Origin of the sequence: Nonomuraea deserti (genome assembly GCF_004348685.1) — a bacterium.
GTDB lineage: Bacteria > Actinomycetota > Actinomycetes > Streptosporangiales > Streptosporangiaceae > Nonomuraea > Nonomuraea deserti.
Genome location: NZ_SMKO01000070.1, coordinates 31,285 through 43,741, shown reverse-complemented (window position 1 = coordinate 43,741; position 12,457 = coordinate 31,285). Strand labels below are relative to the sequence as shown.

Sequence of the window (12,457 nt, the reverse complement as noted above, 5' to 3'; positions counted from 1 at the left end):
CGACCGCGACGTGAACGCGGCCAAGAACGTGCTCGCCGCCGGGCTGGCGGAGAGCTGAAACGCCTGTGGAGCTGGTGTAAGACCTCAAGGGCGCAAGCCCGGCGGGCGACTGGCGGTGAAGCAGGAAGACCAACCGGCGACGGTTGGAATCCCCCGGCTTCAGCCGTGGGGAGGAAGTCAACACTTACCTCCGTGGATCGCGCGCTGGTAGTTCTCGACGGCCGCCGCCGCCCTCGTCAGGTCGCAGGGGGCGCTCCACAGCAGCGTGTGGGCGCGCGCGAACGACTCGGACACCGTCGGGTCCTCCGCCAGGCCCTTGCGGGCGGCCATCGCCTCGCAGGCGCCGAGGCGCCCGCGCAGCTCGTCGCGCCTGCCGATCAGGCCGTAGAGCGCCTTGGCCGTGGTCCGCGCCTGCTCGGCGGCCTTACGGGCGTCGTCTTCGAGGCGGGCGAGGCGCTTGGCCCGCACCACCCAGGGGTCGGCGGAGACGTCGAGCGCGTCGAGCTCGCCGGCCAGCGCCGCGACCCGGCTGCGCGGCCGGGCCTGCGGCGGCAGGGCGATCTTGACCACGACCGCGCCGTGGGCCAGCCGGGCCTCGCTCTCGGCCGCCCGTACCAGGTCGAGGGCGGCCACCAGGTTCTCGCGCCGCGCGGCGAACTCCCGTTTCACGGTGATCGCCAGGTCGAGCTCCGCGCGGGAGGAGGCGAGCAGGCGCGTCAGCCGGTCGAGGTGCGGCTCGACGGTGGTGCCGAGCGGGTCCTCCAGCGCCGCGGTCCTCAACCGCGCCAGCTCGCTCTCCTCGCCGGCCAGTCCGGCGGTCTCGCCCAGCTCGTTCTCGAGGTCGTGGATCGTGCGCAGGTCGGCGTCGGCGGCGTCGAGTCGCGGCAGCACGCAGTTCCACACGGCGTCGATGTCGTTGAGCGCGGAGGTGACCTCGCGGAAGGCGGCGTCCATCCGGGTCACGGCCTCGTCGAGGGTCAGCCGCAGGTCCGCCTGGCGGATCAGTGAACGCTGCTCGACCGGCCTGGCGGCGGCCCGCAGCACGACGGAGGAGCCGGCGAGCAGCTCGGTGAGCGCCGCGAGCTGCTCGGCGCCGGGCCGGGCGCGCGACGCCCTGATCTGCTCGGCGCGGCGCAGCACGGCGCGGTAGGCGTCGTTGAGCCGCCACAGGGTGACCAGGGACTCCTGCGTCGCCGCCCATCGCCGTTCGGTGGTCCCGCGTAAGGAGGCGCCTTTGAGTACCTGGTAGGTGGTGTGAGATTCGAGGTCGAGCAGGTCACCGGAGATCCGGTCGCGTTCGTCCGCGCGGGCACGCAGCGCGTATTCCGCGGCTTCCCTGCTCATGGGCGGTCCCAGGCTCATCACGCTCCCCGTGAAGCGGGCCCCCGATGCCCCGGTGCTCCTTACCGACTCAACGCGAAGGTTGTGCCGGTTGGTTCCGGGGTGGGGGGAACCCCTGACTTGTCCCTGATTCAACCCTGTGTCACCTGCAAACGACTTAAATGATCTCGTACCGTTTCGAACATGGGACGTATTCTTCTGATCATCGCAGCGGTCGTCGCCGCGCTCGTGCTCCTCGGCCCCCTCGTGGGCTTCGCCCTCACGCTGCTCAAGTGGGGCCTGATCATCGGCGGCGTGGCGCTGGGCGTCATGTTCCTCGCGAAGTGGGCGAAGAGGGCCTGACGAGCTGCGGGTTCCCGCGCAGTAGCTTCCCGCGGCATCCGCAGGCATAGTTGGGTGATGGAGGCGCGGCCGGCGGTCGACGACGCCGCGCTCGGGCGCGAGGCGCTGGCCGTGCTCGAGGCGAACTGGACAGGCACGGGCACCGTGCCCGCGCCGGGCCTCTACCCGCACCAATGGAGCTGGGACTCCGCGTTCGTCGTCATCGGGCTGGCCAGGCACCGGCCCGACCGGGCCCGCGAAGAGCTGCTCAGCCTGCTGCGCGGGCAGTGGGCGACCGGGATGGTGCCGCACATCGTCTTCCACACGCGGGAGGCGTACTTCCCAGGACCCTCCGTATGGCGCTCCCAGGAGCACGACGCCGCGCCGCGCGTGCTCACCTCGGGGCTCACCTCGCCGCCACTGCAGGGACTCGCCCTGTGGTGGCTCTACCGGCACACCGGCGACGTCGCTTTCGTCAGGAAGGCGTTCCCCGCGCTGGTGGCCCAGCACGCCTACCTCGCCTCGGCCCGCGACCTGGGCGGGGCCGGGCTGGCCGCGATCGTGCATCCGTGGGAGTCGGGCATGGACGACAGCCCCGCCTGGGACGACGCGCTCGCCGCGCTCCCCGTGATCAGGTACGGCTACCGCAACGTCGACATGGAGGAGCGCCACCCCGACAGCGCCCACGACCGCTACGTCTGGCTGGCCATGCGCTACCGCGACGGCGGATACGGCGCCGGCTACCTGCGCGACGAGCATCCGTTCGCGATCGAGGACCCGATGTTCAACGGGATCTGGCTGGCCTCCTGCCAGGCGCTGGCGGAGCTGGCGCCGCTGGTTCGCGCCGATCCCGCGCCCCACGTCGAGCAGGCCGAGCGCATCCGGCTGGCCATGATCGAGCGCCTCTGGGACGGCTGCTTCTACGCCAGGGACCTGCGTACCGACCGGCTGATCAAGGTGTGCACGGTGGGCGGGTTCGGGCCGCTGCTCGACCCGTGGCTGCCCGGCGACCACGTGCGCGCCACCGTCGAGGTGCTGGAGTCGGCCAGGTTCATGGGGGCCACCGGCTACCCGGTGCCGAGCTGCGAGATCCGCGCCGCCCAGTTCGACCGCACCCGCTACTGGCGCGGCCCCTCCTGGGTGAACACCAACTGGCTGCTGCGCAGGGCCGCCGCCGTGCACTCGCTCGGCCCGCTCGCCCGGCAGCTCACCCACGGCACCCTGCGCCTGGTGCGGCAGGCCGGCTTCCGCGAGTGCTTCGACCCCTTCGACGGCAGCGGGCGCGGGTGCCGGGACTTCTCCTGGAGTGCGGCGCTCACCCTGGATCTGCTCGCCGATACCGTTGAGGAATGAGCATTCTCCGCCGGTTGCCCGCCGACGTGCGCAGGTCCCTGACGATGGAGCGGGGAGAGCGGGTGCTGACGTTCACCCCCACCGAGGACGGCCACGTGGTGGCCACCAACCTCGCCCTGCACCTGGCCGACGGCACGCGCCTGCCGTACGAGGAGATCGACAGGGCGTCGTGGGACGACGAAGGGGTGCGGGTGCTCACCACCGACGGCAGGTGGCACGCCGGGCGGATCGCCGAGCCGCGCATGCTGCCCGAGACGCTGCGCGAGCGCGTCAACGCGACGATCGTGGTCAACAAGCACGTCAACCTGCCGGGCAGGGGCGGCGTGCGGCTGGTGGCGCGGCGCCGGCCGGGAGGTGAGGTGCTGGGCTGGACCTTCGTCTTCGACGACGGCCTCGACCCCGAGGACCCCGGCCTGCGCGCGCAGGCCGAGCAGGCCCTGGAGGGGATGCGGCGCAGCATGGGCGTGTGAGCCGCGGGCCCCACGCCCACGCGCCGCTCAGTAGGGGATGCCGGTCTCCTTCGCGTTCCTGCCCTCGACGCCGTCGTCCGGCCAGCCGGTGCCCGTGTCGGGCTTGTGGTCGTTGTGCAGGAACGGGATCCGCTGCTGCAGCGTGTCACCCATCCTCGTCCTGGCCATCCCGGCGAACTTCGACGCCTGCGCGCCGACCACCCCGGCCGCCTCCTGGAACCTGGGGTTGTCCGCGACGCGCTGCGCCGTCCGCTTGATCTGCTCGTACCGCTCGCGTCCTGCCCGGCTGCCCAGCACGTAGCCGACCGCCAGTCCAACAGCGAATGTCATCCGATAACGCATTTCACACCTCCGCTGCCTCCGGGCCTACCCTGCTTATGATGCGACACGCACTCCCAGAGTGCGCTAATCTATTCATGCGCACGGCGGAGGGGCCCGAAAGCCCCGATGACATGCGCCGACGCCCGATCCCGCGTAGCTCAACGGCAGAGCAGCCGGCTGTTAACCGGCAGGTTATAGGTTCGAGTCCTATCGCGGGAGCTTCGGTGCCCAGGCCCCCTTCCTTGATCAAGGACTGGGGGCCTGAGTCGTTCCGGGAGCCGGTGAGGGAGCCACTGCCCAGGGTCAGGGCCAGGGTCATCGGCGGCCGGCATCTCCTCAGGGCGATCTCAAGGTCGTGAGCTCGTCGCCCTGAGGTGGCTGTGGGCGGTCGTGCTACAAGCTGTCAGGGGTCCCGTCGGGATGCCAGGCCTGGCTCGAGATCATCTTGCCGTGATCGTAGATCTGATCCTCGGCGAGCTGCCCGTTCGGGTGCCACCGCAGACGTGAGCCGTGCCGGCGGCCGTGGTCGTGCCGCCACTCCGACTCGATGCCGCCGTCGGGGTAGAAGGCTCGCGCAGTGCCATGCGGTATTCCCTGGTCGAACGTCAGCTCGGTCATGACCGTGCCGTCGGCATAGAACTCACACGCGGTGCCGCTGTAGAGCGTGCCTTGATAGCGGACCCGCTGGTCCAGGTCATATTCCAGATCGTTCATCGCGATGCGCATGTTGTTCCCGACCATCAGATCGCCCAGGGTGGCGTGAACTCGGCCAGCGGGGTATCACCCAGGGAGGGATATCTGGTGAAATAGCCGACAGAGTTCGGCGTGTCGTACAGGAAGTGCGTGCAGTTGGCGCAGCACGGTATTCGTTGCCGGGCGACAATTCCTTGATAATGGTTGGACAGCAACCGATTGTCAAAATAGAAGTCGCGCAACGTCTCGGGCGTCACCGTCTCGCCGTTGCGCGTGCGATCCCAGAGGGCCTTGCTGGTCGCGGTGACCTCGGAATGTGTGCCCGGCTCGCTCCAGTGCGGGAATCCGCCCGCCGGCCAGCCCTCGTCGTGCTTGAAAGGGCCGTTGCCGCGAGCCCAGCGGGCGAACTTCTCGTAGCGCTCGCGGAGGAGAGGGTGCAGGTCATCGGGCACGTGCCGCAACATGTCGTTCAGGCCTTCATACAACTTTCCGGTGCGCCGATCCATGAGCAGCGTGTATACCGGACCGGCCTTGGCGCTGGAGTAGGCGAGGTCGCTCGCCTCCTCGCGACGAGCCAGATATTCCGCGGATCTGCTCGACGTCATGTCCTGCACGAACGTCCGTGTCGGTTTGCCGTTCACGGCGACGATGAGTCCTTCGTCATCGCGTACGAAACGCAGGTCTGCGGGCCTGGGCAGCGGCATGTCCCGCTCGAGTGGCCCGGACGGCTGCAGGCGGAGGACGGCCTGACGTTCTCGAGCGGATACAGCCGCCGCACGTCCGGCTCCGGCTCGAACCACCCCGGTGTTCGTGCCACCGGTCGCCCGGCTCGTTCTCGCCGCTATTCTGGCGACGAGCTTGCGGTATATGTCTCCGAATTTGGCCAGGACGCCGCGGAACTGTTGGTACAGGCGGAGGGCTCTGGCTCTAACCCAGGCACGGACCTGGGGGAAGGCCAGGGCGAGCGCGGCGGCCGCGGCCGCGTATGCCGCGATCCTGCTCTTCCCGTGCTGGACGAACTGCGCGGCGCTTTTGTGCATGCCGGCGGCGAGGCTGAAGTGGTCGGCGAGGCTGCCGGCCTGGAGGAGGGTGCCGCCGGGGCCGCTGATGTGCTGGTCCACGGCGTTCGCGGCGGGGCCCTGGTTGAGGGCGGCGCGGCGGGAGGCCGAAGCGCCGTCGCCGGCGAGCCGGGTGTGGTGGTCGGCGAAGGCCTGCAGGGTGTCGGCCTGCAGGTAGGCCGCGGAGGGATCGGGGATGGAAGGGAGGCCCAGGATGCCGAAGTCGGCGGCGATCGCGGGGTCGCCGGTGACGGTGGTCACATCCGCCTCTGGACGGCGGCGCTGTTGAGCTGCTCGACGGCGACATTCCGGTCGGCCATGACGACCTGCCCGTCGCCGGCGACGCGCAGGCCGTCGCCGGTTGCGATGTGGTGGTGCAGCAGGTGTTCGGCCAGCTGGTTGAACGGGCCGTCGATCTCCTCGAAGGGCAGGCCGCTGCCGGCCTCCAGGCTGCCGCGCAGTGCGGCCGTCAGCTGCTCGTGCTGATCGGCCAGTGCCTGGAAATCCCGTCCGGAGGCGCGTCGTCCGTCGGCGTCGATGACCAAGCCGTCAGGGTCGGGTGCGGTCACGTCCGCTCCAGTCGCCGCAGCATGGGCGCGAGCGGCAGAGCCGGTCGACCACGGCGCTGGCCTGCCCCGCCGCTGCTCCGAGCTCGCAGGTCGTCTGGGGCACTGCGGGGAGTCACCCATCACCTCCCAAATCAGGAAGACACTGTACTACCAGAAAGATCCAGTCTCCGAAGCGCTGGAAACCAGGCGCTCCGCCGGGTTGCGGCGATCCGCCGACGACCGGGACGGGTCCGGGACCCACCGATCCCGGCATCGCGAGCGTCGCGTGGCGGAAGCTGTGCTGCTGTTTCACGCTTTGTAGCGGGATCATCACGTATTTTCAGGTTGGCCGGACAAAGCAGGGCTCGGCGGGGAAAGATGGTGCATCCGGTCCGGTGGATCGGAGCCGCGGACATCATGCCGGGGCGCGGAGAGGGCGCCCGCCACCAGGACGTGCCGCCGACCCGGAATCGGCGGGGCGATCCGACGACGGAGGAACGGGTTGCCGCGTGCCCACCTGGATCAAGTCCTTGCGCCCCTTCGACACGCCGGCCGTGCAGGCCATGAACGCCGTGCTCGCGCGAACCGCCGACCTGCGCGAGGCGGAGCGTTTCCTCAGGCTCTTCCACGCCGAGAACCCCGCCGCGGGAGGACTCACCGCGCGGCTGCGGGACGTCACCAGGGAGGTGGGCCGCACCGGGACCTACACGCACACGTTCGAGGAGCTCGAGTTCGGCGCCCGGGTGGCCTGGCGCAACAGCAACCGGTGCATCGGCCGGCTCTACTGGCGGTCCTTGCGGGTACGCGACCGCAGGCAGGTGACCACGGCCGAGGGGGTGGCCCTCGAATGCGTCGCCCACCTGCGCGAGGCGACCGGCGACGGCAGGATCAGGCCCACGATCACCGTCCTGCCCCCCGACACTCCGGCCATGCGCGGGCCGCGCGTGCTCAACGACCAGCTCATCCGGTACGCCGGCTACCGCACGCCCGGGGGCGTCGTCGGCGACCCGCGCAACGCCGGCCTGACCGAGCGGGCCCGGGCCATGGGGTGGCGCGGCGGCTCCGGCCGGTTCGACGTGCTCCCGCTGATCGTCCAGCCGGGCCTGGGCGAGGCGCTGCTGTGCAACCTGCCCGGGGACGCCGTCCTGGAGGTGCCGCTGACGCACCCCGAATATCCATGGTTCGCCGACCTCGGCCTGCGCTGGCACGCCGTTCCGGCTATTTCGGATATGTGCCTGGAGATCGGCGGAATCTGCTACCCGTGCGCCCCCTTCAACGGCTGGTACATGGGCACCGAGATCGGCGCCCGCAACCTGGCCGACGAGGACAGGTACGACCTGCTCGGGGTGACCGCCGAGCGGCTCGGCCTGGACACCTCCACCGAACGCTCACTGTGGCGCGACCACGCGCTGGTGGAGCTGAACGTGGCGGTGCTGCACTCGTTCGAGCGGGCCGGAGTCACGATGACCGACCACCACACGGAGTCGCGCCGCTTCCTGACGCACCTGTCGAAGGAGGAGAAGGCCGGGCGCGCCTGCCCGGCCGACTGGTCGTGGATCGTGCCACCGCTCTCGGGCGGCGCCACCCCCGTCTTCCACCGCTACTACGACACCCGCGTCCTCACCCCGGCCTTCGTGCACCACCGTTAGCCTTGCCACCCAGGGCTAGAACATGGTTCGGTTGGGGTCATGGCGGAACTCGTGCTCTCAACGGTCGACCAGGGCGTGCTCACGCTCACCTTCAACCGTCCCGACACCCTCAACGCGTGGACGGACGCCATGGGGCGGCGCTACTTCGACCTGCTGGCGGAGGCGGAGAAGGACCCCGCGGTCCGGGCCGTCGTGGTCACCGGCGCGGGCAAGGGCTTCTGCTCGGGCGCCGACTTCAAGACGCTCGACGCCGTCCGGACCGGCACCTACGACGAGCGGCCGGACCCCCGGCCCCACACCTTCCCCACGACCATCGGCAAGCCGATCATCGCCGCGGTCAACGGGGCGTGCGCGGGGCTGGGCATGGTCCACGCGCTCGTCTGCGACCTCGTCTTTACGGCCGAGGAGGCCAAGTGGACGACGGCCTTCGCGCGGCGCGGGCTCATCGCCGAGTACGGGCTCTCCTGGGTGCTGCCGCGCCTGGTGGGGCAGCAGCGGGCCATGGACCTCCTGCTGTCGGGCCGGGTGTTCACGGGGCGCGAGGCGTACGAGCTGGGGCTGGTCAACCGGGCGGTGCCGGGGGAGCAGCTGGTGGCGCAGGCACGGGCGTACGCGCTCGAACTGGCGACGCACAGCTCGCCCGCGTCGATGGCGGTGATCAAACGGCAGGTCTGGCACGACTGGGAGACGACGCTGGAGGAGTCCGCGCGGACGGCCACCCGGGAGATGCTCGCCTCCTTCGAGCGGCCGGACTTCGCGGAGGGCGTCGCCAGCTTCCTCGAACGCCGCCCGCCGGACTTCCCGGCCCTCTGACCCCTGCCACCCGGCACGCGCGGGTCAGCGGGCGAACCCCACGGGCAGGTCAGCGGGCGGACCGCACGGGCAGGTCGAAGGGCGGAACGGCACGCGGGGGTCAGTGGGCGCTTCAGAGGCGGTGGGCGCCGCGGGCCGGGGTGGAGGGCAGGAAGCGGGGTGCCTGGAAGCCGCGCTCGGCGTACGCGGCGGCCACCGACTCCTGGACGCGGTCGAGCCGGTCGACCGGCACCAGGGCGATGGCCGAGCCGCCGAAGCCCCCGCCCGTCATGCGCGCTCCCCTGGCCCCGCCCTTGACCGCCGCCTCCACGGCGAGGTCCAGTTCGGGCGACGACACCTCGTACTGATCCCGGAGGGAGAGGTGCGAGGCGTTGAGCAGCGCGCCGATCTCCGTGACCGCGCCCGCGCGCAGCAGCCCGATGAGGGCCTCCACGCGGTGGTTCTCCGTGATGACGTGCATGGTGCGCTTGCGCTCGTCGCCCTTGAGGAGATCGAGCGCCGCGGGCAGGTCGGTGACGTCGCGCAGCGCGGGGACGCCGAGCTTGCGCGCCGCCGACTCGCACTCGGCGCGGCGCTTGGCGTACTCGCCGCCCGCGTGCTCGTGGTGCACCTGGGTGTCGATGATGAGCACGGCGAGGCCGTGGGAGTCGAGGTCGAGCGGGATGTTCCGGGAGGCGAGGGAGCGGCAGTCGAGGAACAGCGCGTGCCCTTCCTCGCACAGCGCCGAGGCCGCCTGGTCCATGATGCCGCAGGGCATGCCGACGAAGTCGTTCTCGGCCTTCTGGCCGAGCAGGGCGATCTCCATGGGGGTCATGCCGAGGTCGTGCAGGTCGTTGAGCGCCGAGGCGACGGCCACCTCGAGGGCGGCGCTGGAGCTGAGGCCCGCGCCCCGGGGGACGTCGCCGTCGATCGCGATGTCCGCGCCGGAGACGCGGTCACCGAGCATGGCCAGGACGCCCACGACGTAGCGGGTCCAGCCGGTCGACTCGTCGCGGCTCGCCAGGGTGACGGGGCCGCCGTCGGCCTGGAGGGACAGCAGGCGGATGGTCCCGTCGGCGCGCGGGGTGACCGCCGCGGTGACGCCCCACGGCACCGCGAAGGGGAGGACGAAGCCGTCGTTGTAGTCGGTGTGCTCGCCGATCAGGTTGACCCGGCCGGGCGCGTGCCAGACGGTCTCGGGGGACGCGCCATAGGCGGCACGAAAAGCTTCAACAACGCGCATAACCGAACACTCCTCAACATAGGCCCGACCGTAGACTAGCGCCATGGAGGAACTCCTGGACCAGGGGCTCGGTCAGGTCCGGGTGTTCCTGATGCACGACGACAACAAACCGCGCAAGCTCAAGTACAACCTGGGGCATCCCCGGCTGCTGACGTTCGGCGGCGCCTACTCCAACCACATCAGGGCCGTCGCCGAGGCCGGCCGGCGGCACGGGATCGAGACGATCGGCGTCATCAGGGGCGAGGAGCACCGGCCGCTCAACCCGGCACTGGCGCACGCCGCCGCCTGCGGCATGACGCTCACCTACCTCGACCGGGCCTCCTACCGGCTCAAGCACACCGACGAGGTGCGGGCCCGGCTGCGGGAGCGGTGGGGCGACGACGTGGTGATCCTGCCGGAGGGCGGGAGCAACGCCGCGGCCGTGCGCGGGTGCGCGGAGCTGCCGGGGGAGATCACCGACGACTACGACGTCATCTGCTGCCCGGTCGGCACCGGCGGCACGCTGGCCGGGATCTCGGCGGGGCTGCCCGAGGGGAAGCGGGCGATCGGGTTCGCGGTGCTGAAGGGGGCGGGGTTCCTCGCCGGCGAGGTGGCCAGGTTGCAGCGGGAGGCGTACGGCCGTACCTGGTCGAACTGGGAGATCAACCTGGACTACCACTTCGGCGGATACGCCAAGTCAACACCAGCCCTAGAGCGATTTAGCGCGAAATATCGTGTCGAACGGATCTACGTGGCGAAAATGCTCTACGGCCTTCTCGACCTCGCCCACCAGGGTGCCTTCGACCCCGGCACCCGCGTCGTCGCCGTGGTCACCGGTCAGCCCTCCACCCCCGTGGAGGCGTGCGGCGCCCCGACCGGCTTCGACTCGGGCGAGCCGCGCTGCCGGAGGTAGATCGAGAGCACCACCATCGACAGCACGGCGAGCAGCTCCGACTGCCAGTTCTGCAGGCTCCGGTTCCAGAACTCCGGCGAGGTGACGTACGCGCTCCACGAGACCGGATCGCGCAGGTCGCCCAGCCGTCCGGCGTTGTACGCCGCCTGCCCGGCCACCGACTGGGCCAGCCACGACAGCAGGAAGATGGCGCCCATCACCAGCCCCAGCGAGTTGCTGAACACCCACAACCGCAGCCCTCTGGCCCGCGCCCAGGCGGGCGATCCGGCCTCGGCGTACCGGCCGATCCGCTGCTGCTCGTCGGACTCCGCCCCCTCCTCGCCCGGCTCCTTCGACTCGGGCGAGCCGCGCTGGACGAGCCAGACGGTCACCATGATGAACAGGAAGAACTGAAGGTACTCCGACTGCCAGTTCTCGGCCACGTCGACCGCGAAGGACGACGAGGCCACGTAGTCCAGCAGCGAGACCGGCTCCGCGCCCGCGGCCACCTGCCGGTCGTTGTAGTCGAGCAGCCCCGCCACGGCCTGCCCGCACACCGACAGCACGAACAGGATGAGGAACATCAGGGAGAGGGCGTTGTCCTTGAGCCGCCTCACAGCCGCGACCATCCGATCGCGAAGAACCACGCCAGCCCCAGGACGATGATGAGCGTGGTGAGCGTGAACATCACCCGCATCAGTCCTCCACCTCGCAGTCGTAGGGAAGGTCGGGGACCGGCCGGCAGCCGGCGGCCCTGACCCGCCACCCGTCGCTGAACCGGTGCAGGAAGACCGTGTCGCCGGCCAGGCGCACCTGGGCCTCCTCGCCCCACACGCTGACCGAGGTGGGCCGGCCGCCGGGGCCCAGCTTCGCCTCGCGCAGCGCGTCGGCGCACGTCTGCCCGGGGGCGGGCAGCTTGTCGGCCGTCTTGCGGGCGAGCATGGCGCACGCGGTCTGCTCCTGCCGCCCGGCGATCGCGGCGTGGAAACGTTCCGCGGCACGAACGGGGGAGGCGGTGTCCACGGAGCAGCCGGCGACGGCGAGAACGGCCAGCGCCGGCACGGCGAACAGGATCCTCATGCGCCTCCTGCTACCCGGTCGTACGCCTGGCATGCTGGAGCGGCTGATCGCCGGTCAGCCCAGCTGGTCGAGCACCGGCGACACCAGGGCGTTGAGCTCGCGGGCCAGCACCACCACCGCCCGGTGGGCGCGCTGCTCGACCTCGTCGTGCGGGCCCTCGGGCTCCGGCGGCAGGTCGTCGAGCGGCACCGGCGCCTCGACCAGCAGCGTGGCCCGCAGGAACGGGATCCTGGCGAGATCCTGCTGGGTCGGCTCGACGTACTGGCCGAAGGTCTCCTGCCAGCCCAGCCATCCGCGGTCGCGCCACCAGGCCCGCGACCGGGTCAGCTCCTCCGGCAGCGGCGAGACGACCTTGACGCGCGCGTAGAGGGTGCCGTCCCAGGTGTTGCGGTGGCAGGTCGCCTCGAGGACGCGGCGGTCCCACCGTACGTAGCCGGGGGTCAGCGATGGCGGCGTGGCCAGCCGCCAGGCCGCGCACGCGAACCTGACGGGCGCGATGTCACCCCACTCGAACTCCTCGAGGTTCTTGCGCACGTGTACGGCATAGCGCCCGTCACGGTCCCTGTCGAACTCCTGGTCGATCCAGAACGCCTTGCCCATGGACACCACGCTACGGCGCTGCCCCACTTCTCCGTGCGTCGACTCCGAGATCTCGGAATGGCTGTGACCAAGGGTGGCGCATGTGTAGCTTTTTCACATTATTGGATGACCTTGGAG

General features: G+C 70.8%; 15 protein-coding genes and 1 tRNA gene. 7 read left to right on the top strand and 9 right to left on the bottom strand.

From position 1 onward, the window contains the following. Window positions 1-177 precede the first annotated feature (177 nt). Window positions 178-1,344, bottom strand: a complete 1,167-nt coding sequence (locus E1292_RS24700; protein ID WP_132597592.1) for a hypothetical protein — start codon at window positions 1,342-1,344, stop codon at window positions 178-180. Window positions 1,345-1,524: 180 nt separating this feature from the next. Between E1292_RS24700 and E1292_RS51335 the strand changes: the two genes are divergently transcribed. Genes E1292_RS51335 through E1292_RS24690 form a run of 3 tightly spaced genes read left to right on the top strand, consistent with a single transcriptional unit; the run spans window position 1,525 to window position 3,485 of the window. Beyond that, entirely contained in the window at window positions 1,525-1,683 is a 159-nt protein-coding gene (locus tag E1292_RS51335; RefSeq protein WP_165974723.1) for a hypothetical protein, read from the top strand. 57 nt (window positions 1,684-1,740) lie between these two features. Then, window positions 1,741-3,015 carry an amylo-alpha-1,6-glucosidase gene (locus tag E1292_RS24695; RefSeq protein ID WP_165974722.1) on the top strand — a complete coding sequence of 425 codons (1,275 nt, stop codon included), beginning with the start codon at window positions 1,741-1,743 and terminating at the stop codon, window positions 3,013-3,015. Further along, complete coding sequence (locus E1292_RS24690; RefSeq protein ID WP_132597590.1) at window positions 3,012-3,485, top strand: hypothetical protein; 474 nt, start codon at window positions 3,012-3,014, stop codon at window positions 3,483-3,485. The genes E1292_RS24695 and E1292_RS24690 overlap by 4 nt, the downstream gene beginning before the upstream one ends. Before the next feature lie 27 nt (window positions 3,486-3,512). Here E1292_RS24690 and E1292_RS24685 read toward each other — a convergent pair whose 3' ends face one another. After that, complete coding sequence (locus tag E1292_RS24685; RefSeq protein WP_132597589.1) at window positions 3,513-3,827, bottom strand: YtxH domain-containing protein; 315 nt, start codon at window positions 3,825-3,827, stop codon at window positions 3,513-3,515. 126 nt (window positions 3,828-3,953) lie between these two features. Between E1292_RS24685 and E1292_RS24680 the strand changes: the two genes are divergently transcribed. After that, window positions 3,954-4,025 (top strand) — tRNA-Asn (locus tag E1292_RS24680). A 174-nt stretch (window positions 4,026-4,199) separates the two neighbouring features. Here E1292_RS24680 and E1292_RS24675 read toward each other — a convergent pair. The 3 genes from E1292_RS24675 to E1292_RS24665 are packed head-to-tail and all read right to left on the bottom strand — an operon-like array spanning window position 4,200 to window position 6,126. After that, window positions 4,200-4,532: a toxin-antitoxin system YwqK family antitoxin gene (locus E1292_RS24675; RefSeq protein WP_165974721.1), complete on the bottom strand. Its 333-nt coding sequence runs from the start codon at window positions 4,530-4,532 to the stop codon at window positions 4,200-4,202. A 14-nt stretch (window positions 4,533-4,546) separates the two neighbouring features. Continuing rightward, window positions 4,547-5,818, bottom strand: a complete 1,272-nt coding sequence (locus E1292_RS24670; RefSeq protein ID WP_132597587.1) for a YwqJ-related putative deaminase — start codon at window positions 5,816-5,818, stop codon at window positions 4,547-4,549. Further along, window positions 5,815-6,126: a hypothetical protein gene (locus E1292_RS24665; RefSeq protein ID WP_132597586.1), complete on the bottom strand. Its 312-nt coding sequence runs from the start codon at window positions 6,124-6,126 to the stop codon at window positions 5,815-5,817. Before E1292_RS24665 ends, E1292_RS24670 begins: the two co-directional genes overlap by 4 nt. Before the next feature lie 488 nt (window positions 6,127-6,614). Here E1292_RS24665 and E1292_RS24660 point away from each other — a divergent pair, with 488 nt between their 5' ends. Together E1292_RS24660 and E1292_RS24655 are read left to right on the top strand one after the other, a co-directional pair. Further along, on the top strand, window positions 6,615-7,754 hold the full coding sequence (locus E1292_RS24660) for a nitric oxide synthase oxygenase (RefSeq protein WP_246090303.1): 1,140 nt from the start codon (window positions 6,615-6,617) through the stop codon (window positions 7,752-7,754). A 39-nt stretch (window positions 7,755-7,793) separates the two neighbouring features. After that, window positions 7,794-8,567, top strand: coding sequence for an enoyl-CoA hydratase-related protein (locus E1292_RS24655; RefSeq protein WP_132597585.1), 774 nt, complete (start codon window positions 7,794-7,796; stop codon window positions 8,565-8,567). 112 nt (window positions 8,568-8,679) lie between these two features. Here the strand turns inward: E1292_RS24655 and galK are convergent, their stop codons facing one another. Further along, window positions 8,680-9,789: a galactokinase gene (galK, locus tag E1292_RS24650; protein ID WP_132597584.1), complete on the bottom strand. Its 1,110-nt coding sequence runs from the start codon at window positions 9,787-9,789 to the stop codon at window positions 8,680-8,682. Between the two features lie 43 nt (window positions 9,790-9,832). On the opposite strand from galK, the gene E1292_RS24645 reads away from it, so the two are divergent. Then, window positions 9,833-10,681: a 1-aminocyclopropane-1-carboxylate deaminase/D-cysteine desulfhydrase gene (locus E1292_RS24645; protein WP_132597583.1), complete on the top strand. Its 849-nt coding sequence runs from the start codon at window positions 9,833-9,835 to the stop codon at window positions 10,679-10,681. On the opposite strand, the gene E1292_RS24640 is transcribed toward E1292_RS24645, so the two are convergent. The 3 genes from E1292_RS24640 to E1292_RS24630 form a co-directional block, all read right to left on the bottom strand. Further along, window positions 10,606-11,277, bottom strand: coding sequence for a DUF6766 family protein (locus E1292_RS24640; protein WP_220447047.1), 672 nt, complete (start codon window positions 11,275-11,277; stop codon window positions 10,606-10,608). The genes E1292_RS24645 and E1292_RS24640 overlap by 76 nt on opposite strands. A 79-nt stretch (window positions 11,278-11,356) precedes the next feature. Beyond that, window positions 11,357-11,740 (bottom strand): hypothetical protein, encoded by a 384-nt coding sequence (locus E1292_RS24635; RefSeq protein ID WP_132597581.1) that lies wholly within the window; start codon window positions 11,738-11,740, stop codon window positions 11,357-11,359. Between the two features lie 54 nt (window positions 11,741-11,794). Further along, a complete protein-coding gene (locus tag E1292_RS24630; RefSeq protein WP_246083021.1) occupies window positions 11,795-12,340 on the bottom strand; it encodes a hypothetical protein in 546 nt (181 codons plus the stop codon). Window positions 12,341-12,457 lie beyond the last annotated feature (117 nt).